We start from the raw sequence: 21,075 nt of genomic DNA on the forward strand, positions 1-21,075 counted from the left end.
ACCGTTCCGTCACAGGCCGGAATGCTCCTCCGGCCACCAGTCCGCAGGCGGCTCAGCCAGGGGGAACGGCGCCAGCGGGCTGGTGGCGTGGCCGCGCTTGGCGTGGCAGCCGCGGAAGGGGCCGTGGGGGGCGAGCAGCTGGCTCATGTGCGGGTCGACGTGGACGAGGAGCCACACCGACATGCCCGTGCCGGGCTCGTGACGCAGCGCCTCGTAGGACCGCCAGATCGCCTCCAGCCGGGCCAGCGCCTCGGGGTGCTGCCACCACTCGGGGCACCACACCCGGTCCGGGGTGTCGAAGACGTCGCGCCGGTACAGCTCGGTGAAGAACGCGACGAACGCCGGCAGTGTCGTGAACTGCAGCGCCGGGGTCTCCGGCTCCGCGGGGGCATCGGCCCGGTGAGCCTCCTCGGCCACCCGCTGCCGCGCCCGCGCCACGGCGTCCCGGGCGGCCTGGTGGTGCCGCTCCTTGGACGCCAGCTTCTGCTCTGCGGCGACGATCTTGCTGGGAGTGGCGTCGCCGGACTCCTGCAGATCGCTGAGCTGGGCGACCGCGACTAGCACGGCGCCGGCGGCGTCCGCTTCCTTGAGCACCGCGGCCGCGATCCGCTCGTCGACCAGGGCGTCGTCGACCGGGCCCGGGTCGACCAGGGTCAGGTCGACCGGCTCGTCATCGGGCCAGTCGCCGGCCGCGGGCGCGCTCACCGGCGCCCCAGCCGGGCGCCGATCGCACCGGCGGGCGCGACGTCGTGCTCGGCGAGAGTGACCTCAGCGGCCGGGTCGTGCGCGCGAATGGAGGCGCGCACGGAGTCGGCGTAGTCGGTGGAGTACCAGGGACGGGGCTCGACCAGCACCGGTCGGACGCCGGAGGGGAAGACGATGACCCGACCACGGCGCAGCGCGCCGAGGTCGGAGACGTCGAGAACCTCCTCGCTGGTCTCCGAGTGGTTCACCGACCGTCCCGACCGGCCCGTGGTGGCCGAGGACGTCCGCGGCCGGTAGTGGCCCACCAGGGTCGACAGCTCGCGGAGGAAGTCCACTTCGGAGGCGCCGCCGCCGTAGATGCGGACGCTGGCCGCGGACCACAGCTTGGCCATGCCGCGCGGCCCCCACACCTCCACGCCCTGGGACCAGGACTGGAGGATCGCCAGCAGGTAGATCCCGCGGCCGCCGAAGTGGCTGTAGAGGTTGGGCAAGTCCGGCCAGCGGCAGACGTTGGCGACCTCGTCCAGGACGACGGTCATGGGGCTGGCGAGCCGACCGCCCGGGGACCGGCTGGCCCGGTGCTCGGCTGCCTCGCACACCGCGGCGGTGAGCGCGGTGGTCAACGCGGCCAGCGAGCCGCGGCCCTCGCGGGAGACCAGCAGCAGGGTGTCCGAGGTGTCGGCGAACGTCGCGTGATCGAACTCCTCCCGCCCGGCCCGGGAGCCGGCCGTAATCCAGTCCAGGGCGCCGACGTTGGTCAGGAAGGACACCCGGCGCTTGGCCGCGCCGTAGACGCCCTGGCTCTGCTTGGGCGGGGCGTTGACGACGCTGCGCACGGCGGCCGCCGACAGGGGGTAGCCGGCGTCCTCGAGGATGCGGGCCGGCTCGCCGTTGCTGGGCTCGGTCACCCACAGGTAGACCTGGCTGATCGGCAGCCTGGCCTCGGCGGCCGCGTGCAGCAGGTGGCCGACCAACTCAGTGCCCTCGGGGTCGAAGTAGGCGTCCTCCCGAGCCTCGGGAGGCAGCGCGGCGGCGGCGAAGATGCCGGCGAGCTGCTGGGCCTTGACCTCGGGTCCGGCCGGGCCGGAGGTGACGTAGGACAGCGGGTTCCACCACCAGGTCGCCGGCTCCCCGACGACCTGCTGCGGGTCGAAGACCCACACCCGCCCCAGCGCCTCGCGGGGGTCGCGGACGGCGTCGGCGAGGTCCCGGCGGTTGCTGGTGGCCAGGACCGCGCCGGTGGCCTCCAGGATCACCGGCACGGCGCGGGAGGTCGTCTTGCCGGTGCGGGGGCCCCAGATGTTGACCTCGGTGGACTCGTAGTCGGCCAGCAGCTCCCGGCGACCGGCGACCGAGTGCCCCAGGAACACCCCGACCGACCCGCGGACGCCCAGCCGCTTGGCCTCCCGGGTCACGTGTGCGCGGGAGAGCCGGGCGAGCTCCTTGCCCGAGGCCATGTGGTGCGCGGCCCGGTCGACGTCGCGGTTGGGCTTGCGCCGCCGCAACACCAGCACGGTGACCGTTATCGCCAGCAGAACGAGGAAGAGCACCAGCGCTCCCGTGGCCACCAGGGCGGCGGTGGAGAACACGACCTCGCCCTTGATGACGTGGATCGGCAGCACGACGGGGTTGTTGGTGGGCAGCTGCAGCTGCTCGCCGGTCAGCATCGCGCCCAGGTGCAGGCCGGCCCACATGACGCCGCCGCCCAGAGCGACAGCGGCGATGACACCCAGGACGGCGAAGCCACCCAGGTCCGCGCCAGCCCCCCGGCGCCGCTGGGTGGAGCTCACGAGACACCCTCAGCGGCCTCGACGGCGTCCAGCACCTGGTCGACCGGCGGGAGGTCGGAGACCTTGCCGGTGCGGGAGATCTGATGCCACAGCTTGTTGGTGTCGTTCATGGTGGCCTCGACGCTGGTCAGCTTGACCTGCACCGGGATGCCCGGGCGGCCGCCCACCTTGACCAGGAACTTGCCCCGCCCGGGCGGGTCGGCCTCGTGGCCACCGTCGGGGTCCCACGCCGGCGGGTCGGTCCAGGAGGTCAGCATCTCCTCCTCCGCCCGGGACACGGACACCGCAGAGCGCAGCATCTCCATCTCCGCGGCCGGGAGGCCGCCGCAGACGACCATGCCGGAGCGCTCGACCAGCCCGCGGGCCTTCATCCGGTCCTCGGAGGAGGGCAGGGCGAGCAAGTCGCTCATCGTGTGGCTGATCATCGCCTGCCCGACGCCCCACTTGCGGTTGAGCCGGGTCAGGGTGTCCACGCGGTCGACCAGGCCGCGGCCGGCGCGCAGCGCCCGCCACAGCTCGTCGAGGACGACGAAGTAGTGCCGGCGGGGTTCGAGGTCGGCGTCGGCGAGGCGGTTGCTGACGTTGATCGCGCCGAACCCGGTCGACCAGGACGCCAGCAGGGCCGCGGCCTGCAGGTCCATCTGCCCGTCGTCGATGCTGGACACGTCGAAGACGACGGGCTTGTCCCGGCGCATCGGGGCGGTGGTCTGCTTGGTGAAGATCCCTCCGAAGCGGCCGCCGTGGGTCATGCCGGCGAGCGTGGCCTCCAGGGCCTCGGTGAGCTCCCGGTAGCGGTCATCGCTGCCGTGGTCGATCGCCACCTGCCGGACGTCGGCCGGGGCGTCGCGGATGACCTGCAGCAGGTCCGCGAGCACCGGGGTGCCCATGCCGGGGGCGTCATGGCGCTCGTCGAGGACGGCCAGCGCCCGGTCCAGGATCGACTCCTCCCGGTCCGTGGGCGGGGCCTTGCGGAGGATGGTGACCAGGGAGGACACCATCGTCGCCCGCACCTCGTGCGCGTCGGCCAGCAGCGCCCCGCGGGCGCCGCCGGTGAGCCGCTTCGCGGCGGCCTTGGCCTCGGAGGAGTCCAGGACGTTGAGCGACCCACGGCCGGGGCCCAGGCGGAGCACCTGCCCGCCCAGGGCCTCGATGAGGTCGACGTAGTCCGGGCGCAGGTCGCCCAGCACCATCGGCTGCACGCCGTAGCCGGCCAGTCCCAATGCCATGCGGCGCACGATCGTGGACTTGCCCAGGCCCGGGCGGCCGAGGACGAACATGGAGGGCTGGCTGATCAGGTTGCCCCGCTGGAACCAGGACACGGGGTCGCAGCACAGCGTGGACCCGCTGACCATGTTCCGGCCGATGGGGACACCGACCATCGGGGAGCCGGTGCCGGCGGCGAAGGGCCACAGCCCGCACACCTGCACGGTCGTGCCGCGCCACTCGTCGGCGGCCTGTACGTAGCCGGCCGGTCCGCGGCCGCGGCCCACCCAGCCGCGAGGACCTGGTCGAGGGCCCGGTCGCGGAGCGGCCGGGGCGGTGCTCTTGGACTTGGGGCGGCCGATCACAGTGACTCCCGGATCTCGGCCGGCACCCGCAGGTGCCGGGGCAGCACGAGGCCGATGGGCAACGCGGCGGCGAACGCCGATCCCTGCGACCCGTAAACCGGACGCAGCAGCACGCGGGCGGCCGCGGAGAGGTTGTCGATCGCCGCACGGGCGTCGGGCAGGCGGTCGGAGCTGGTCACCGTGGCGGTGACGACCAGTCCGAAGTTGACCAGCCCTGCACCCCGGGCCTCCTCCTCGGCGGCCTGGTGGGCGGCGCGCTGGTCGATCTGCGCGCGCGCCGACGGCCGGGCACTGGCGGTGGCCCGGAAGTCAGCTGCGCGGCGGTCCTGCTCGACGATGTGCGCGGCGCGCGCCGCCGACAGGGGTCGGTAGAGCAGCGTGACCCGCTTGCGGTCGACGTCGCGGTGCGGGGCCAGCAGGTCCCGCAGTACCGAGGAGTAGACCTCCCCGCGCGGGGCCGAGGACATGGCCCAGGTGACCGACACCGCGGAGTCGTGCCGGTAGTGGTCGTAGTGCTCTTCCGCCGCGGCCGGCCCGACCTGGTCCCAGGACAGCGCCGGTGCCTCACCCGCGGCGCGGGCGGCGTCCAGCAGGCGTGCGGCGGTCGGGTCGTAGGCCACCCGCACGACCTCGCACAGCTCGGCCGCGGTCACCGGGCGGGCACCACCGGCGCCGGTGGCGTGCAGCGACTGCGACAGGGCCGGCAGCCGAGAGGCCAGGTCGCGGCCCATCTCCTCCGGGGTGCGCTTGCGCGCCCCGGCGCGGACGGCGGCGGAGAAGGTCACCGACACCCAGGCCTTCACGGTCGCGGACCCCTCGGGGTAGCTGTCGACGACCTCCCGCAGCATCGCCTGGGCCACCAAGGGCGCGTCGGGGTCGACGTGGGCCTCGACCTCCCGGCGCAGCCGGGTCCCGGTGTCCGGGGCGGTCTCCACCGTCACCGCGGCCGCGATCGCGCCAGGCTCGTTGGCCAGGTTTGCCAGCCACGCGCCCCAGTTGGCCACCCAGGAGTCCACCTGCTCGGCGTCGACCAGTGAGGCGCCGTCGGGCTCGGTGGAGAACACCACCGTGTAGTCACCGGTGCTGGGCACGTGGACGAGGGCGAACTTCCGGCCGTAGGAGTCCGTCCACTCGCTCAGCCGCGAGGGCGCGGCGAGCCCGGGCATCTGGAAGCTGCCCCACGGCAGCTGACCCAGCGGCCCGGAGCGGTAGAGGTTGTGCCCGCGCTTGCGGTGCCGGCGGAACGCCACCCGCGCGGTCACCCGCTGCGCGATGGACCGGCGGTGCCGGTCCTTGACCGTCAGCACCAGGAACGCGACCCCACCGATCAGTGCGCCGACCAGCGCGGGCACAAGCCCAGCGGTGGCCATGAGCAGGATCTCGGTGATCATGAAGAACAGCAGCAGGCCGGTGCCGAGGGCACCGAGCTGCCACAGGCCCGGCGAGGTCGGCCGACGCCAGTTGCCGTAGGTGCGGGCCGCAGGTCCGGCCTGGTTAGCGACTGCCACTGGGGCCCCCGTTGTCGTCGTTGGATGCACTGTCTGCTGCGCCTCGAGCGGCGCCTACGCCGCGCTGCGCCAGGGCGACCCCGGCGCCTGCAGCGCCACCGGCCGCCCCACCGGCTGCCGCGCCACCGGAGGTTCCGGCGCTACCGCCGGCCCCCGACGTCGCGGCGCCTCCGCTGGGACCACCCACGCCGGCCCCGCCGGGTGCCCCCGGCCCACCGCCGGGCCCGGTCGCGCCGGTGCTCCCGCCGGGACCTGATGGGCCGCTGCCGGGGCCGCCCGCGGGTCCCGGGCCGCCGGGGGGTGTTCCGCCGGACCCGGACGGGGACGGACCGCCGGTTGTCCCCGTGGGTCCGCCAGGGGGAGTCGAGCCCGGGGGGCCGGGCCTGCCCGATCCGCCACCGGCCCCGGTCGAGCTGCCGCCCTTGACCATCCGCGCGGACACCGCGCCGCTGGCCACCGACGCGGCCAGGGCAGCGCCACCGCCGCCGCCACCGCCGCTGGTGGCCGCACCGACCATCGGTGCAACGAACTTCAGCAGCGCCGGGAGAGCCACCAGGCTCATGATCATGAGCGTGACGCCGGTGAGGGCCGAGGTGACCGGGTCATCGCCGGTGGTGCCGATCAGCTGGAACGCGGTCGCGTAGATGATCGCCGCGGTGGGCTTGTAGAGGATGAACGCCACCACCCACGCGAGCGCCCGCTGGAACCAGGCCCGCCCGGTCTCGGTGTTGGTGAAGGACGCCGACAGCGGCAGGACGCCGGCCAGCACGATGAGGAAGCCGCCCCGAACAATCAGCAGGACGATCTGCACCAGGGAGGCGAACAGGCCTCCCAGCCCCAAGACGATGAGCAGGATCGCCGACACCGCGCCTGCGCCGTTGGGCCCGGCCGCGCTGCCGAGGGTGATCATGCGGTTCAGCCCGGCACCGAAGTCATCGGTCGACCGGCCGATGATCCAGGCGGCGAACCCGTCGGCCGCGGTCACCGCCAGCCCGATGCCAGTCAGCGAGGCTCCGGACACCAGGACCAGGGTCATCATCGCCCGCAGCAGGTCCCGGCCGGGCTCCGCGCGCCGCTCGTAGGCCATGCGCGCCCCGCCGATGAGCACCGCGACCACCGCGGCGGCCGCCACGTAGTAGGAGAGCGAGCCCTGCACGAAGGCCACCGGCGCGCTGGGGTTGCCGCCCCCGTCGGTCAGGCCGGGGGTGTCGACGTTGACCCAGAACGTCGCCAGAGAGGAGATCGCCTTGCCCATCGCCTCGACGATCTTCTCGGCGAGGTTGTCGATCGCGTCGTTGACGGCATCGCGCAGCGCGTTGCCGGCAACGCAGGCGGGGTCGATGAACCCGCAGTCCTCTTCGGGCTCCATTAGGCGCCCGACCAGGGGACGTAGCCGGCGAGGGTCGGCAGGGCGTCGATGCCCGCACCGAAGTTGCCGTCAGCGGGCACCTGGACGAGCCAGTCCTGCCCGGACCACTCCAGCGTCACCGGGACGCTGGCCTGGCCTCCACCGACAAGGCCAATGGCCAGGTTCATCATCGCTACGTCTCCGGTGTAGGTCAGGTAGGAGAAGCCGGTGACCTGGAAGCCGCCGGGGTCGTTGCCGAAGACCGAGGTGGGGTCGGAGGCGTAGGCGGCCTGCAGCGTGTCCCGGCCGGGACCGGAAGCGGTCAGCTCCTCCAGCGCCAGAGGCGCGAGGTCGGGGTCGGTCGTGCTGCCGAGCCAGTTGACGGCTGCGAAGAGGGCGCCGGTCGGGTCGTGCGCGAAGCAGGAGCGCAGGCCCTCGTCGGAGACGTTGCCGGGTCCTGCACTGTCGGGGTCAGTCGGCGCGACGAGCGCGCCGACGAGCTCCCAGTCGTTGGTCGGAGCTGCGGCCGGGGGCAGCTGGTCACCCTCGGGCTGGTCGCACTCCCCTGAGCTGGCCGCCGACGTGTTGGCCGGTGCGGTGGTCGGTCCCCCGGCCTGAGGGGTGGGACCGCTGTCGCCGCCGCCGGTGAGGGCGACGACGACAGCGGCGATGACGACCAGTGCCACGACGACGGCAGCCGCGATGAAGCCACGGCGGGCGAACGGGCTGGTGGTGTTGTCAGGCTCGGTCACGGTGTCCTCCAGGAGAAGCGCGGGGAAGGTGGCGCGGGGTGCGCCTAGACGACCGCGCCGACGAGCGCGGAGGCGCCGCCGATGACGATGGAGCCGGCGAGCACCCATCCGAGCTTGGATGCCTGCTCACCGCCCTCGCCGCGGCGACCCGCGAACAACATGCCGATGCCGGCGACGATCACGCCGACCACGCAGAGGGCGACGGCGACCCAGGCGACCCAGTTGACGATCGTCACCAGGCCTTCCGAGCCGGGAGGGGCGACGCCCTCACCGGGGTCGAGGACGGCGAGGACGTCCATGCCAGCGGTGTTGGCGGCTGCGAGGAGGTTCATGACTGGCCTTCCTGGTGGGGGTGGGTGGAGCGGTCGAGAGGTGAGTCGGTCGGGTGCGGGCGCGCCGGGAGGAGCCCGGCGAGATCGGTGGCCAGGCGGCGGAGGGAGCGGGGGACGTCGGCGGCGTCGATGACCGGCAGCTCGCCGGGCAGCTTGGGCTCCGCGAGGCGCAGGTCCTCCTCCCACGGAAGGGACCAGGAGCGGGGGAAGCCACCGGCCACGATGCGGGCGACGTCGCGCAGTTCCTTGGGAAGACGGCCGGGGGCATCGGGCAGCAGGGCCAGACCGACCAGCTCGACGTCCGGGGTTGCTCCAGCAGCCCACTGCTGAGCGGCGCGCTGTGCGGCCCGCAGCCCTGTCAGGTGGGTGCGCGCGACCAGGAGCACCCGTGCCGGCTGGTCGGCGCGAGGCCACCGGCGGTCGGTGCCGGTGCCCGACAGTGCGACGGCCAGCGTGGTCTCCCCGGCGCCGCCGTGGGCGCCGAGCACCCACAGCCGGTCATCGGCCGGGACGTCGACGACGTCCAGGCCGTACGCGGGAGCGGTGATGCCGGGCTGCGGAGCGGCCGGGCCGGAGGCGTGGTCGAGCTCGCCGATGCGGGGCGCGGTGGCTGAGGCGGTCATGGGGTCCTTTCCGTGGGGGAGGCCGGTCACTGGACGCTCACGCCCACCGAGGCCAGGAAGGGAAGGGGGTCGGTGAAGGCACCGCCGCGGAGGACCTCGAAGTGGAGGTGGCAGCCGGTGGAGTCGCCGTAGGAGCCGACCCGGCCGATCTGCTGGCCGGCGACGACGGTTTGACCGACCGCGGTGAGGACGTCGCCGGGGTACATGTGGGCGTAGCGGGTGACCACGTCCCCGCCGTGGTCGACGGCGATCAAGTTGCCGTAGCCGCTGGAGGGGCCGGCCCGGACGACGGTTCCGCTGGCGGCCGCGTAGATCGGGGAGCTGCACGGCGGGGCGATGTCGATGCCGTTGTGGGGTCGGCCCCACCGCATCCCGTAGACGGAGGTGAGCGGGCCGATCGCGGGCTTGGTCCATGCGCCAGGCGGGAGCGGGACGCCCGGGAGGGCGCCAGCGCCGCCGTCGGGACTGCACGCCAGGGCGCCACCGCCGGGATTCAGCGTCTCCACCGGCACGCCGGTCAGAGCCGCCACGACCTGCCCGGCGGGGTCCCAGAACCGGGTGTAGTAGTTCGGATCGGCGTTGCGCTGCACGGCATGAGCGGCCGCGGTGGGCGACAGGGTTTCCCAGCCGTTGACCCGCTGGAGGGCGCGGAAGAAGTTGGTCGCGCTGATCGTGGGGTCCATGCGGTCGGCGTAGGAGCCCCAGGCGCCGTTGTCGCGCTGCTGGAACAGCCCGCGAGAGTCCGGGCCAGCCAGGTCGCCGCGGTCCAGGACGCGCAGCGTGGACTCGCCCATCGCCGTCATCACGCCGATGGTCTGGCCGCGGACGGACAGCCCGAGGGCTGCGCCGGCGTTCATGATCAGGGCGGCGTTGACCAGCTGCTCACCGGAGTACCCGGCGACCGAGCCCGCCGGTAGTGCGCCGGGGTCGACTGTGGCTCCGCCGCCGCTGGGCCGGCACGAGGCCGAGGCGACGGCCAGCCCGCCGCCGCTAAGCATCACGGTGCCGATGAGCACGAAGAAGAGGCCGACCGGCACGAGCACGGCCAGGGCGAGGGTGACCGTGGACCGCTGGTTCACCGGACACCGTCCGGGGCTGTGATCGTTTCGACCAGCCAGCCCGCGTCGCCACTCTCGCGGGAGAGCAGGAGCCGGTAGTCGCCCACGTCGGTCGGGACCACGACGTAGGCCAGGAAGGCACTCGGGCTGTCCTCCGCCCGCCCAGGGCCGGTCACCGCGTGCGCGGGCACCTCGTCGGGATCGGTGCCGACGAAGGCCGAACGGGCGGTGGGGCTCAGCAGCGGCGACAGCTCGGTCAACCACGTGTCCGGGTCAACCGTGGGCCGGGCGAAGGCAGTCATGGCGCGTTGGGCGAGGTCGACCGCAGCGGCGCTCGAGGTGGCGTCCTGAGTCGGCAACACCGGTGCCGGGGGCGCGCTCATCGCGGCGTCGTTGGGGCCGTCCACTGTCATCGGGGTGGCGGCTGAGCGGGTGGTGGCGGTTGTGGTGGTGGCGTCCGGGACGGCACCATTCCCGCAACCACAGACCAGGCCGGCCGTCAGCCCGATAACTACAGCAATGCGTGGAGGCAGACACACACGCACCCCCGGATCACCTTGCTGTAGTTACGAAGCCTGTAGCAAAGCTATGCGGCAGTTACGGGTCGCGTCAAGGCGCGATCGGTGATCGCTGGCTGTCTAGAGTTCGCGCGCAAGAAGACGTGGGTGGAGCGAGGAGCGGCGTTGGCGGAGCAGGGCGAGGGTGGGATGCCGCGGCTGGCTGCCCAGCTCAACAAGCTCTTCGCGACCGTCCCCCGCCCCGGTGGCTCGGCGCTGTGGACCAACGAGAGCGCTGCGAGCGCGCTCACCGCGGCCGGGGTCACCACGTCGGCGGCCTACCTCAGCCAGCTGCGTAACGGTAAGCGGGACAACCCCTCCGCCCGACACCTGGCTGCGATCGCGCGGCTCTTCCAGATGCCGATGGAGTACTTCTTCGACGAGGACCTGGCCGCCCGGATCGATGCGGACATGCAGACCCTGGTCGCCCTGCGTACTGCGGGCGTGGAGAACATCGCCCTGCGCGCCCAGGGGCTGTCCCCGGCCAGCCTGTCCGGTGTCGCGGACATGATCGAGCACATCCGTCGGCTCGAGCAGGGTGGTGCGGCGACCTCGCCCCCGCCGGATCCCTCCCCGGGCAAGTAAGCGGCGACACACCCGCTCGCGCTCCGCGGCACCCGACCGGGCGTAAAGCCAGCTCAGCGGCGGCCCCGGTCAGCGCGCGCGCCTACCCTCGCAAAGCGGAACGACTCCGGGAGGTGGGATGGATGACCAGATCGACGATGCGCCGGGACGTGCGCGATGCGCTCGCTGAGGTCGAGGCCTACCTGCCCGTCCCGTGGAACATCGAGGAGCTCACCGAAGCGCTGGGCGCCCACCGGGCCCGGCCCATCCGCCTGCTCCCCTGGACCTTCCCCACCGCCCCGGAGGCCCCCAGCGGGCTGTGGGTGGCCACGGACCAGGCCGACTACGTCTTCTACGACGCCGAGGCCTCCCCCGCGCGGCGAGAGCAGATCATCGGCCACGAGCTGGGACACCTGCTGCTGGGCCACACCCCGCGGCTGAGCGAGGCCTTCGACGGGCTTATCGAGGCGCTGGCGCCCTCGGTGAGCCCCGAGCTCGCCCGGCAGGTGCTGGCCATGGCCCGCACTGGCTACGCCGAGGCCGAAGAGGCCGCAGCCGAGCTGTTCGGCACCAGCCTCCTGCGCGCTGCGCACACCAAGCGCGGCCCGGCCGAGGGCGGGGAGCTGGGGCGGCTGACCGAAGCGCTGCGGTGACCTACGCAGCCATCGTCCTGCTCTGGATCGCCACCGCCGCCCGGGCGCGCAGCTTCGCCCAGGCGCCCAACTTCATCAACGGCAGCTACGCCTTGGCCGCTGGCGCGGTCGCGGCCGGGTTCAGCATCAAGGCCGCCGAGCAGGCCATCGACGATGCCACCGGCCCGTATGTGTCCGACCTACTCGAGCACGGCGTCATCGTGCTCGCCGGCCTGGCCGCGCAGCTGTTCCTGCTGAGCCTGCGGACCAGTGCTCCTCGCCGGGAGCAGACGCGGCTCCGGTTCAGCGTGGCCGCCGGCGTGCTGCTGGCGATGGTCATCGCCTTCGCCCTGGCACCCATCCACGAGCGCCTCGCCGGGGACCTGGACGCCGTCCACGGGGCGCTGCCCGAGGTTGCGCTCTACCGGATGGTCTTCAACGGCTACTTGATCTACGTCCTGGTCGACAACGTGCGGCTGTGCCGCCGCTACGCCACCACCCCCGGCGACCGGGCGCGCACCGTGAGCCTGACCATCACCGGCTGGGCCTCGGCGGTCTGCCTGGCCTACCCCACCAGTCGTATCACCTACGTCCTGCTGGAGACCACCACCGGCCAGGGACCCGAGATGATCCAGGCAGCCGGATCGGTGGCCGCGACTACGGGACTGTGCGCGCTGGCCATCGGGGTCCTGGCCCCCCGCGCGATCACCGCGGCCCGGCGGTGGCTGACCGCCCTGGCCGGTATCCGCAGCCTCAGCCCGCTGTGGCGCGACCTGACCGCGGCCTTCCCGCTGGTCACTCTCCCCACCCCGGTCCCGATCACCCTCACCCGCGCCGAGCTCCGCCACGATCGGCACCTGCTGGAGATTGCCGAAGCGCTGGCTCGCGCCCATGTCCAGGCCAGCCCTCAGCAAGGGCCTGCGAGCATCGCGGCGACCGCTGCCGCATTGGCGGCAAGCCGCAACGGCGGCACCTGGACCGCCGTCACCGGCACGCCGGCCGCCGACATGCTGCCGGCAGCCGCCAGCCCGGCCGAGGAACGCCACCAGCTCCGGGCCCTCGCCGCCGCCTACCGGTCCGCGACTGCCCGACCCCCTGCACTGCCCGAGGAGGCCCGCACATGAGCGTGGACACCCCACCCACCACGACCTCCCGAGCGGCCCGCCGGCGCCTGGCCATCGCCCGCGTCATCACCGAGATCAGCGGACCGGCAGTCTGCGCCGTCACCGGACTGCTCGTCGTCGCCATCCGCAACGCCGGCAGCGGCGCCGGAGCAGCCTGGGGCGGCTTTGCTGCCCTCTTCGTCGCCGGCATCCCCATGGGCTACATCGCCAAGGGCGTCAAGGCCGGCAAGTGGAGTGACCACCACGTCGCCGACCGCACCAAGCGCGCCGTTCCCCTGCTCATCGCGCTGGCGTCGGTTGCCGTCTGCGCAGCCGTGCTCGCCGCCGTCGACGCTCCCCAAGAACTCACTGCGCTCGTGCTGGCCATGCTCGCCGGCCTCGCCGCCGTCCTGGCCGTCACCCACTGGTGGAAGGTCTCCATCCACGCCGCCGTCGCCGGCGGCCTGCTCGGCATCTTCGTCATCCTCTTCGGCCCCTGGGCCCTGCTCGGCCTCCCCCTGCTGGCCGCCGTCGCCTGGTCCCGGACCGTCCTCGACGCCCACACCTGGCCACAAGTCATGGTCGGAGCCCTACTCGGCGCCACTGTGGCTGCCGCCGTGTTCCCGCCCCTCCGGTAGGAACCGGTCGCTAACTGGCCGGCGGTGGTTGGCGCCCGTTATCCCTGACAGAAGTCCTCATCCTGGGCCCTAGGGCTGCGGATACAGCGACTTCTTGAGCAGAATACTCGGTTACCCGAAGTACCTGAAGAGTCTCAGGTATCTCAGTTACCCAAGGTGTCTGCATTGGTTGCCTCAGGCACCTGGCTGACGCAGTGCTGTGCGAAGCGCCCGCTCATACCTCGCCCGATTCAGAAACATGTCGACACGCCGCGTGTCGGGTTGTGTATCTGAATCACCAAGCGGTTGGGTGGCGCCATGTCTCGGAAGCCCAGCGGTGGCCGCCCCAGCAAGGGCGACCGTGACTCCATCATCACGAGGCCGGCCCGCCCCCTGGGGAACGTCGTACGCGCCCGGGCGGATGAGGCTGGCATGACCATCAGCGAGTACGTCGCGATGGTCCTGGCGAACGCGCACGGAATGCCCGAATGGGCTCCGCCTCGCTCCGCCACCCACGAGCAGGAGGTGCTGCCGCTCGGCAGGACCGCCTAGACGCGGAAAGGGCGGCCCCTGACGGGACCGCCCTTAACCGCTAGATGCCGGATCGGTGCGCCAACACCGGGCCCGGCGACACTTCCCCGCCCTGTCACCCAACAGGAGGCTTTGTGCTGCCCTCTGATAGTAGAGCGCTGCCCGGAAACGGGCCAGTGCCACGCTGGAGAACCGCGCAACAGTCCGGCATCGTTGCCGGGCTGCGGTGCTGACCCGCACCCTCTCTCCCACCCGTCACGTCACCACCCGCCGAGTCTCTGCCGGCATCCACGGCGCTCCCGGCGCCACCAGTCGCACGCCGGCCTGGTGGTCGGCTGAGGACTGGGTCGCCGACGTCCAGGCCACCGTCCGCGCTCGCCGAGACGTCTGCCGCGCTCATCACGTCGAGCCGGATACCGCGGTGGCCGTCGCCCGCGGCATGGCCGCCTACGCCGACTTCGGCACCGGCCGGGACTGCCGACCCACCAACGACCGCCTGGTCGCTGACGTCCAGGTGTCCCTGTCCACCGTCCAGCGAGCCCGCCGGGTGCTCAAGGACCTGGGCTTCGTCGTCGAGCTCGTCGCTGGGCGGTCCTTCCTGACCCGTGAGGAACGCCTGGCGGCCTGGCGCCGCGGGTCCGCGCACCGCAAGCTCGCCGCGGAATTCGCGCTATGCAGCCGCCGGGACCGTCCCCGCCGACCGCACCGCGGCCGGGCGTATCCCCAGGTCCACGGCCCTGTTGTGGAGCGTGACACCCCACCCCGCTCTCCGAAGGAGAGCATGAGACCTCACCTAGGTAGAACTCATCTTCGAGCCACTACCGAAACGAGGAAGGCCGCTCCGCGGCCTGCACCAACCGAAGACGTCACCACCCGAGGCAGGCGGCGGGGTCATCCCCTCGCCAGGAGGCTCGCCGAAGGCACCCAGCGGCGCCTCAGCTGGCTGCGAGGGGTCCCCCTGAGTCGGTTGGTCCCCCTGCTCACCCCGTTCGCTCTGGCGGGCTGGAAGGCCAGCGACGTCGAGCGGGCCGCCGACGAGGCGCGAGCGATCCGCGGCTGGAAGGTCGTGCCGGCCAAGCTCGACCACCCCGCGTCCTACCTGGCCAAGCTGCTGAGCGGGGTCGACCCCGCCGACCGCCCGGGCGCCCTCGACGAGTTCATGGCCGCCACCGAGGCCGCCGGCCGCCGCCACGAGCTCCAGCTGCGCATCGGCACTCCCTGCGCCCACGGCCAGCCCGCCGGCGACGTCCCGCACCCGCTGCACGGGCACCTCGCCTGCCCGCTGTGTCGAGCCGCAGCGGCAGCCGAGGCGTCGTCGTGGTCCTGACAGCCAGGAGGGGGGCACGCATCAGCGCGTGCCCCCCTCCCTCCGGCTCGTCGCCGGACCACGGTTCAGCGCAGGCGGCCCTTGTGCGGGAAGTCCGCTCCCCCGTTGTGCTCTGCCTTGACCCGCTCCAGCCACTCCCCTACGGCCTCGTCCAGCAGCTCACCGAGCTGCACTCGGGGCCTAGTGGATGCCCCGAGGAACCACACGGCGTCGCGCAGCTGGTCGGCCAGATCGCCCCGCAACTTGACGTGCTGACGAGCCGCCGGCTTCGAGGGGGCGGTCGCTTCCGGAGGGACGCTGGTACCCGAGGTGTCCCGGGTACCAGTAGTAACCGAGGTTCCTGAGACAACCGAGGTACCCAAGGTGTCCGAGGTACCCGACTCACGCCGTACGGGTGGCACGGCGCGTACCGCTGGCGCGGGACCGGCGTCGACCAGGCTGTCGAGGGCGGACGAGAACGCCCGCGTCGAACGCTGCGGCAGGCCTCGCTGACGATCAGACACGGACGGCCTCCCGACCCAACAGCTCCTCCAGCACGGCGGCGTAGTCCTGGGCCCCGCGGCCCTCAGGATCGAACTGAGCCATCGGCTTGCGCCAAGCAGGCGCCTCACCGTGCCGGTCGTCCTCCCGTACGACGGTCGTCATCACGTAGTCGGGCAGCTCGCGGCGCAGTTCCTGAGCCACGTCGCGGCTCAGGACCCGTGCGTGCCGCCCCACAGTCTTGAACTTCGTCAGCAGCACCCCGGCAACCCGCAGGTCGCTGTTGAGGCGAGCGCGGACGGTCTCCACGGTTTCTATGACCTTCGGGAGCTCGTCGAGTTCCATCGAGCCGGCCGGCACCGGGATCAGGACCTCCGTCGCCGCGGTCAGCGCCATGATCGTTGCCACTCCCAGGTCACCCGGGGAGTCGATGAACACCCAGTCCCGCCGGGACGTCTTGGCGAGGGAGTCGCGCAGGAAGAACTGGTGGCCGATCTCGGTCTGCAGCCGGCCTACCTGCCCGAGCGCCGCCGACGCCGGCACCAGCTCGAGACCGGGCACCGAGGTCGGCACGGCCAGCTCGTCCAGCGAGCTGTTGGTCAGCAGGGCATCGAGCAGCGCGTCGGTGTCGGGAGAGTGATCGAGCCACTGCGTGGCCGACCCCTGCTTGTCCAAGTCGACGAGCAGCACGCGGTGCCCGGCGAGGGCTGCGGCAGTCGCAAGGTTGACCGCCGTCGTGGTCTTCGTCGTGCCGCCCTTGCTGTTCACGATCGCGGTCGTTCGCACGGGCACTCCTCCGAGAGTGAGACGGCGCCGATTCCGGCGCCTGACACCCGAGGTTACCCAGGTACCTGAGACAACTTGGGTAACCCGGCTATGGGCGTGTCGTAAATGCGCAGGTCAGCGGATCGGCTGCGGCGAGTTACCCGAGGTATCTCAGATACCACCGCAGACCGCTTCGCGGCGCCGGCTCCGCCGCGTCAGGGACCGTCTCCGCCGGGCTGCCACCAAACTGCACCCCCGACCCGTCCGGCAGCTCAGCGTAGGGACCTTCCGCGCCCCGCTGCGGCCCTCCGGGCGCATGATCCTTTGGCCCTGCGGGCGCTTCGCTGCCAAAGCATCGTGAGCCCTCCAGACCTCCGCTCCTCCGCTCCAGGTCCCCGAGCAGAGCTCTTTGCCGGACGGGCCGGGGGAATGGGTCAGACAGAGACCCGAGCGCATCCCCTCCCGTCGTCTGGCGGAAGCAGGGGAGTCAGCCATGACCAGCAGCCAGAGCAACGGCCACCAGTTTGTGAAGGCCACGATCCACCTCGCCGGACCCGTCGAGGTCGAGACCGGCCACCGTGCGCAGTACAGCGCCGAGCACATTCAGGCCCGCATCGGCGGGGTGCTCATCTACTTCCTCGACCTGGCCGCCGTGGACGCCTTCGCCGCCAGCGTCAAGGAGGCCGAGCAGTTCGGCCGGACGGCCTTCGGCGGACGGCAGACCTTCCGTCTGCCCGGCCACCTGGTGACCAACACGCAGGAGGTGTCCCTGGTCGTGCGGCTTCAGGGTCACCAGGAGCCCGCCCCCCGCAAGGGCACGACCGCCAACGACCACACCGACGGGCACGGCAACGTCATCGTCGGATTCGGCGGGGTCCAGCTGTTCCTGCACGACCCGGAGGCCCTGCACCGGCTGGTGCACGTCACCAACACCGTCGCGCGCCTGGCCGCCGCGCTGTGGCCCGCGCTCACGCTGGACGAGATCGAGTCCCGCGACACCTACGCCCAGCGGTGGGAGGCCCAGCAGGCCCGGCGGTGACCCGCCAGCGGGCGCCCGGTCAGCCAGGCCGGGCGCCCGCAGACCTCCGGCGGCGGCGCGGGACGACCGGGCATCGAGCCCGGACGCCCCGCAGCGCGGCATGCCAGCAGCTCACCGGAGGCAGCAGCGGCCCGGTGTCCACGTTTTCAGCCGTTGTCCACAGAACCGGCGTGGCCGCCCCGCAAGAGCACCGGGGCGCCCACGCTGGCATCCATGAGTGCATCCCGCAACGCCCGTCCCGGCCAGATCACCCAGATCCCGGTCACCCACGAGATCCGCCGCGAGCACGACGACAGCGTCATCAGCGCGCACTGCTGCTACGCCTGCGCCGTCCTCGCGCTGGACCAGGTCCACCTGTCGGATCTGATGGGCGGGGAGAACCAGCCCGGCCCCCTGGAATACGTCACCGCGCACGTCGTGGAGGTGGCCAGCAACCAGCGGAGTGCGTTCACCGCCGGCCTCGTCCCCCTCGACGGCATCCCTCCGGTCAAGCCGGTGAGGTTCCCGCACGACCTCTACGACAGCCTCATGTGAGCCGATCCCGATGGGGCCGGCTTACCAGGCACCAATCAGCGGTCGCCGCGGAGCACCTGCGCGATGCAACTGGCCCGCCGGAGGCTCTACCGTGCCCTGCGTGAACGGGGAGCGGGCCGTTGGCGGTGAGGAGGTCCTCGCCGAGCTCAAGGCCGCCGCCGCGGTGCGCCGGTCCGCCCGCCGCCACCTGGCCGACGTCACCTACGACGGCGGCGACGTCTCAGCTGCCCGCGCCGACTACGCGGCCGCCACCGATGCCTGGGCCGCCCTCATCCGCCGCGCGGTGACCAGCGAGGCCATCCCCGACGTAGCCCGCGCCGCCGGCTGCAGCCGCACCACTATCTACCACCGAACCCCCGACACCTTGGATACCCCGGGTACCTCAGGTACCTGAGGTACCCGGGCGCCCGCCGGTTCGAGGCGTGTTGGTCTGTCGGTTAGCGACGCGGGGAGAGCACCCTGCGGGCCCCGCTGCGCGGGGCGCCGGCTGCGCCGTCGATGGGTCCGCCTGCGGCGGGCTGACACCAAAGGGCACCCCCGGCCCGTCCGGCAGCTCAGCGTAGGGACCTTCCGCGCCCCGCTACGGCCACCGCGACCAAGATCCTTCGGCCCTTCGGGCGCTGCGCTACCGAAGCATCTTGGTCGCGGCGTCCTCCGCTCCTCCGCTCCAGGTCCCTGAGCAGAGCTCTTTGCCGGACGGGCCGGGGGGATGGTTGAGGAACACCGCACCCACTCACCCCGCGTCCTCCCGCTCCGGCTCCGTAGCCACCCAGGGAGAACACGCGATGACCAGCACCAACGACAGCACCGCGACCAGCGAGACGACCGCCGACACCACCGCAAGCGCCCCCAGTGCTCACGAGACGGCCGGGCTGATCCGGGCGTGGACCGAGACCGGGCAGCAGCTCTACGACCGTGAGCGGGCCACCCGCGAGGGCCACAACTACGCCACCGGCTCCGACGTCGTCGCCGCCGCGATCGACTCGCTGGAGTGGCAGACCATGCCCGCCAGCGGTTCGGTGAGCCTGCCGTTCAGCCCAGGGGAGGGCATCAAGGTCCTGGTCGCCGAGACCGGCCTCTACCGGGTCTCCCGGATCGCGTGGAACGCCGCCGTGGACGTCCGCGACGACGCCGAGCGGTCGCACGGCCTCTACGGCCTCTACGGCATCGAGGCCATGCAGGACGGGTTCCCGGTCCGGGTCTACGCCGTCGACCGGGGGACCGACCTCCTGATCGTCGCCGTCGACGCCCCGCCCGCGCTGGCCCTCGCGCTGGACGCGACCGCAGGCCAGGTCCCCACCCACTGACCGCCGCGCGGTCGCCAGCAGCAGGCAACGAGAAGGCGCCCCCCGCATCCCCACAGCGGGGGGCGCCGTCCCCACCACCCTCGCACAACCTCAGTCAGGAGAACCAGCCATGACCACCACCACCGAGCCGACCACCACCGACCCGATCACCACCACCGAGCCGACCACCGCCACCGGAGCCGAAATCGCACAGGGTGCCGAGACGGCCGAGGTCAGCACCGAGCACGCGAACACGGTCCAGCAGCTCAGCGCGAGCGCCGGGACCGGGCAGGCCCCCGCGCAGCCGCACCAGTACCTCGACGTCGACCCGACCACCCTGCTGGTCGACGTCAACGTGCGCCACGACGCCCGCCTGGACGCCGACTTCTGCGCCAGCATCACCACCCACGGCGTGCTCGTGCCCATCGGTGCCGTCCGCACCGCCGAGGGCGCGCTGCGCGTCCGGTACGGGCACCGCCGCACCCTGGCCGCCGTCCAGGTCGGCCGGGCCAGCGTCCCCGTCTACGTCCTGGCCGACGAGCGCAGCGACGACGCCGCCACCGTGGAACGGCTGGTCACCCAGTGGGCCGAGAACGAGCACCGCACCGGCCTCACCAACGCCGAGCGGGCCGACGTCATCGGCCAGCTGTCCGCCTTCGGGGTCACCCCCACCCAGATCGCGCGCCGCACCCGCGCCAGCAAGGCCGAGGTCACCGCGGCTCTCGCCGTCAACGCCTCCGAGCTGGCCCGAGCGGCCACCGCCCGCTACGACTTCCTGGACCTCGCGCAGGCCGCGACGGTGGCCGAGTTCGACGCCGACCCCGAGGCCGTGAAGGCCCTCGTGATCGGTGCACGGGACGGGCGGTTTGATCACGTCGCCCAGCGGCTCCGCGACGAGCGCACCGCCGCCGCCCACCGCGCAGGCGTCGCCGAGCAGGTGCGGAAGGCCGGCGTGCGGGTCATCGATACCCCCGCCGCCGGCGACCCGGCGCTGCCGCTGCACCGCCTCACCGACGCCGACGGCGAGCGGCTGACCGAGGACGGGCACGTCCAGTGCCCCGGCCACGCCGCGCACATCGCCGACCGGTACGGCTGGGTCGACGCCGAGGGCCAGCCCGCCACCGACGACGACCAGGCCGACGAGAGCGAGGACCAGGACGACTACGAGGACGAGGCCGACGGCGAGCCGGCGGCCGGGGAACGGACCTGGGCGGCGCGCCCGGTGCCGGTGTTCGTGTGCACCGACCCGGCGGCCCACGGCCACCGCGACAGCTGGGCCACCAGCAGCAGCCGGGGAACCGAGCGCATCCCGGTCGCGGAGATGACCGACGAGCAGCGCGAAGCAGCCCGGGCCGAGCGCCGCGACGTCGTGGAGTCCAACAAGGCCTGGATGAGTGCTGAGACGGTGCGGCGAGACTGGCTGCGCGGACTGGCCACCCGCAAGACCGCCCCCAAGGGCACCGCGAGCTTCCTGGCCGCCGCGCTCGCCCGGGACGCCGACCTGCTGGCCGACGTCGGAGGCAACCACCTCGCCGCCGACCTCCTCGGCGTCGGCTCCACCGGCTACGGCCGGTCGGGCGAGGTGGCCGCGCTGGTGGAGAAGGCCACCGACGCCCGGGCGCTGCTGCTGGCCCTCGTCCAGGTGCTGGCCGCCTACGAGGCCCGCACCGATCGCAACGACTGGCGGTCCCTGCGCCCGTCCACCGGCCGGTACCTGACCCACCTGCAGGGCCTCGGGTACGCCCTGGCCGACGTCGAGCGGCGCGCCTGCGGTCAAGAACCCCTCGCCACCGCCGACTGACCGCCCCGCCCAGCCGTCCCGGCACCCGACCACCAGCACCACCGGTCGGGTGCCGGGCCTCCCATGGGGGGGGTGCGCGCACGTCCCGCCGCTGGCGCGTCGGGACACCCGTCAGCAAGCTGCCGGCGAGCCTGGCGGCCCGACGCGCTCGCCGG

Annotated in this window: 21 protein-coding genes; 10 read left to right on the plus strand and 11 right to left on the minus strand. The window is 72.8% G+C overall.

Annotation, left to right across the window (positions count from 1 at the left end; translation table 11 throughout):
* Positions 1 to 9: 9 nt before the first annotated feature.
* The 10 genes from ACGBYP_RS21000 to ACGBYP_RS21045 all read right to left on the minus strand — a co-directional run bounded on the left by ACGBYP_RS21000 (position 10) and on the right by ACGBYP_RS21045 (position 10,067).
* Positions 10 to 705, minus strand: a complete 696-nt coding sequence (locus tag ACGBYP_RS21000; RefSeq protein WP_411587333.1) for a DUF4913 domain-containing protein — start codon at positions 703 to 705, stop codon at positions 10 to 12.
* Entirely contained in the window at positions 702 to 2,495 is a 1,794-nt protein-coding gene (locus ACGBYP_RS21005; RefSeq protein WP_411587335.1) for a type IV secretory system conjugative DNA transfer family protein, read from the minus strand. Before ACGBYP_RS21005 ends, ACGBYP_RS21000 begins: the two co-directional genes overlap by 4 nt.
* Positions 2,492 to 3,985, minus strand: coding sequence for a hypothetical protein (locus tag ACGBYP_RS21010; RefSeq protein WP_411587336.1), 1,494 nt, complete (start codon positions 3,983 to 3,985; stop codon positions 2,492 to 2,494). The genes ACGBYP_RS21005 and ACGBYP_RS21010 overlap by 4 nt, the downstream gene beginning before the upstream one ends.
* Positions 3,986 to 4,059: 74 nt before the next feature.
* Positions 4,060 to 5,571, minus strand: a complete 1,512-nt coding sequence (locus ACGBYP_RS21015; protein WP_411587339.1) for an SCO6880 family protein — start codon at positions 5,569 to 5,571, stop codon at positions 4,060 to 4,062.
* Positions 5,558 to 6,940, minus strand: a complete 1,383-nt coding sequence (locus tag ACGBYP_RS21020) for a hypothetical protein (RefSeq protein WP_411587341.1) — start codon at positions 6,938 to 6,940, stop codon at positions 5,558 to 5,560. Before ACGBYP_RS21020 ends, ACGBYP_RS21015 begins: the two co-directional genes overlap by 14 nt.
* Positions 6,940 to 7,671, minus strand: coding sequence for a hypothetical protein (locus tag ACGBYP_RS21025; RefSeq protein ID WP_411587342.1), 732 nt, complete (start codon positions 7,669 to 7,671; stop codon positions 6,940 to 6,942). The genes ACGBYP_RS21020 and ACGBYP_RS21025 overlap by 1 nt, the downstream gene beginning before the upstream one ends.
* A 44-nt stretch (positions 7,672 to 7,715) precedes the next feature.
* On the minus strand, positions 7,716 to 8,003 hold the full coding sequence (locus tag ACGBYP_RS21030) for a hypothetical protein (RefSeq protein ID WP_211661834.1): 288 nt from the start codon (positions 8,001 to 8,003) through the stop codon (positions 7,716 to 7,718).
* Complete coding sequence (locus ACGBYP_RS21035; RefSeq protein ID WP_411587344.1) at positions 8,000 to 8,626, minus strand: DUF6668 family protein; 627 nt, start codon at positions 8,624 to 8,626, stop codon at positions 8,000 to 8,002. The genes ACGBYP_RS21030 and ACGBYP_RS21035 overlap by 4 nt, the downstream gene beginning before the upstream one ends.
* A gap of 26 nt (positions 8,627 to 8,652) precedes the next feature.
* A complete protein-coding gene (locus tag ACGBYP_RS21040; RefSeq protein WP_411587347.1) occupies positions 8,653 to 9,705 on the minus strand; it encodes a M23 family metallopeptidase in 1,053 nt (350 codons plus the stop codon).
* Entirely contained in the window at positions 9,702 to 10,067 is a 366-nt protein-coding gene (locus ACGBYP_RS21045; RefSeq protein WP_411587350.1) for a hypothetical protein, read from the minus strand. Before ACGBYP_RS21045 ends, ACGBYP_RS21040 begins: the two co-directional genes overlap by 4 nt.
* A gap of 282 nt (positions 10,068 to 10,349) precedes the next feature.
* On the opposite strand from ACGBYP_RS21045, the gene ACGBYP_RS21050 reads away from it, so the two are divergent.
* The 5 genes from ACGBYP_RS21050 to ACGBYP_RS21070 all read left to right on the plus strand — a co-directional run bounded on the left by ACGBYP_RS21050 (position 10,350) and on the right by ACGBYP_RS21070 (position 15,015).
* Positions 10,350 to 10,826: a helix-turn-helix domain-containing protein gene (locus tag ACGBYP_RS21050; protein ID WP_411587352.1), complete on the plus strand. Its 477-nt coding sequence runs from the start codon at positions 10,350 to 10,352 to the stop codon at positions 10,824 to 10,826.
* A gap of 122 nt (positions 10,827 to 10,948) precedes the next feature.
* Positions 10,949 to 11,458, plus strand: coding sequence for an ImmA/IrrE family metallo-endopeptidase (locus ACGBYP_RS21055; protein ID WP_411587354.1), 510 nt, complete (start codon positions 10,949 to 10,951; stop codon positions 11,456 to 11,458).
* The gene (locus ACGBYP_RS21060) at positions 11,455 to 12,561 is read left to right on the plus strand and encodes an MAB_1171c family putative transporter (protein WP_411587355.1); all 1,107 of its coding nucleotides are present in this window, start codon (positions 11,455 to 11,457) and stop codon (positions 12,559 to 12,561) included. Before ACGBYP_RS21055 ends, ACGBYP_RS21060 begins: the two co-directional genes overlap by 4 nt.
* Complete coding sequence (locus tag ACGBYP_RS21065; RefSeq protein WP_411587357.1) at positions 12,558 to 13,178, plus strand: hypothetical protein; 621 nt, start codon at positions 12,558 to 12,560, stop codon at positions 13,176 to 13,178. Before ACGBYP_RS21060 ends, ACGBYP_RS21065 begins: the two co-directional genes overlap by 4 nt.
* Positions 13,179 to 14,655: 1,477 nt before the next feature.
* Positions 14,656 to 15,015: a hypothetical protein gene (locus tag ACGBYP_RS21070; RefSeq protein WP_411587358.1), complete on the plus strand. Its 360-nt coding sequence runs from the start codon at positions 14,656 to 14,658 to the stop codon at positions 15,013 to 15,015.
* A 495-nt stretch (positions 15,016 to 15,510) separates the two neighbouring features.
* On the opposite strand, the gene ACGBYP_RS21075 is transcribed toward ACGBYP_RS21070, so the two are convergent.
* A complete protein-coding gene (locus ACGBYP_RS21075) occupies positions 15,511 to 16,281 on the minus strand; it encodes a ParA family protein (RefSeq protein ID WP_411587359.1) in 771 nt (256 codons plus the stop codon).
* Positions 16,282 to 16,753: 472 nt separating this feature from the next.
* Here ACGBYP_RS21075 and ACGBYP_RS21080 point away from each other — a divergent pair, with 472 nt between their 5' ends.
* From ACGBYP_RS21080 to ACGBYP_RS21100, 5 genes are all read left to right on the plus strand, one after another.
* Positions 16,754 to 17,299 carry a hypothetical protein gene (locus ACGBYP_RS21080; RefSeq protein ID WP_411587361.1) on the plus strand — a complete coding sequence of 182 codons (546 nt, stop codon included), beginning with the start codon at positions 16,754 to 16,756 and terminating at the stop codon, positions 17,297 to 17,299.
* Positions 17,300 to 17,512: 213 nt separating this feature from the next.
* The gene (locus tag ACGBYP_RS21085) at positions 17,513 to 17,833 is read left to right on the plus strand and encodes a hypothetical protein (RefSeq protein WP_411587363.1); all 321 of its coding nucleotides are present in this window, start codon (positions 17,513 to 17,515) and stop codon (positions 17,831 to 17,833) included.
* Between the two features lie 100 nt (positions 17,834 to 17,933).
* The gene (locus ACGBYP_RS21090; protein ID WP_411587364.1) at positions 17,934 to 18,227 is read left to right on the plus strand and encodes a hypothetical protein; all 294 of its coding nucleotides are present in this window, start codon (positions 17,934 to 17,936) and stop codon (positions 18,225 to 18,227) included.
* A gap of 391 nt (positions 18,228 to 18,618) precedes the next feature.
* Positions 18,619 to 19,140 (plus strand): hypothetical protein, encoded by a 522-nt coding sequence (locus tag ACGBYP_RS21095; RefSeq protein WP_411587366.1) that lies wholly within the window; start codon positions 18,619 to 18,621, stop codon positions 19,138 to 19,140.
* A 109-nt stretch (positions 19,141 to 19,249) separates the two neighbouring features.
* Positions 19,250 to 20,920 carry a ParB/RepB/Spo0J family partition protein gene (locus ACGBYP_RS21100; RefSeq protein WP_411587368.1) on the plus strand — a complete coding sequence of 557 codons (1,671 nt, stop codon included), beginning with the start codon at positions 19,250 to 19,252 and terminating at the stop codon, positions 20,918 to 20,920.
* Positions 20,921 to 21,075: the final 155 nt, after the last annotated feature.

The organism is Modestobacter sp. SSW1-42 (genome assembly GCF_046635825.1).
Classification (GTDB): domain Bacteria; phylum Actinomycetota; class Actinomycetes; order Mycobacteriales; family Geodermatophilaceae; genus Modestobacter.

Bases quoted from the DNA above. Each gene is read 5' to 3' on its own strand.
- ACGBYP_RS21065 (WP_411587357.1), top strand. From the start codon at position 12,558: ATGAGCGTGGACACCCCACCCACCACGACCTCCCGAGCGGCCCGCCGG.
- ACGBYP_RS21035 (WP_411587344.1), bottom strand. From the start codon at position 8,626: ATGACCGCCTCAGCCACCGCGCCCCGCATCGGCGAGCTCGACCACGCC.
- ACGBYP_RS21085 (WP_411587363.1), top strand. From the start codon at position 17,513: ATGAGTGCATCCCGCAACGCCCGTCCCGGCCAGATCACCCAGATCCCG.
- ACGBYP_RS21055 (WP_411587354.1), top strand. From the start codon at position 10,949: ATGACCAGATCGACGATGCGCCGGGACGTGCGCGATGCGCTCGCTGAG.
- ACGBYP_RS21020 (WP_411587341.1), bottom strand. From the start codon at position 6,940: ATGGAGCCCGAAGAGGACTGCGGGTTCATCGACCCCGCCTGCGTTGCC.
- ACGBYP_RS21080 (WP_411587361.1), top strand. From the start codon at position 16,754: ATGACCAGCAGCCAGAGCAACGGCCACCAGTTTGTGAAGGCCACGATC.
- ACGBYP_RS21100 (WP_411587368.1), top strand. From the start codon at position 19,250: ATGACCACCACCACCGAGCCGACCACCACCGACCCGATCACCACCACC.
- ACGBYP_RS21045 (WP_411587350.1), bottom strand. From the start codon at position 10,067: ATGAGCGCGCCCCCGGCACCGGTGTTGCCGACTCAGGACGCCACCTCG.
- ACGBYP_RS21030 (WP_211661834.1), bottom strand. From the start codon at position 8,003: ATGAACCTCCTCGCAGCCGCCAACACCGCTGGCATGGACGTCCTCGCC.
- ACGBYP_RS21095 (WP_411587366.1), top strand. From the start codon at position 18,619: ATGACCAGCACCAACGACAGCACCGCGACCAGCGAGACGACCGCCGAC.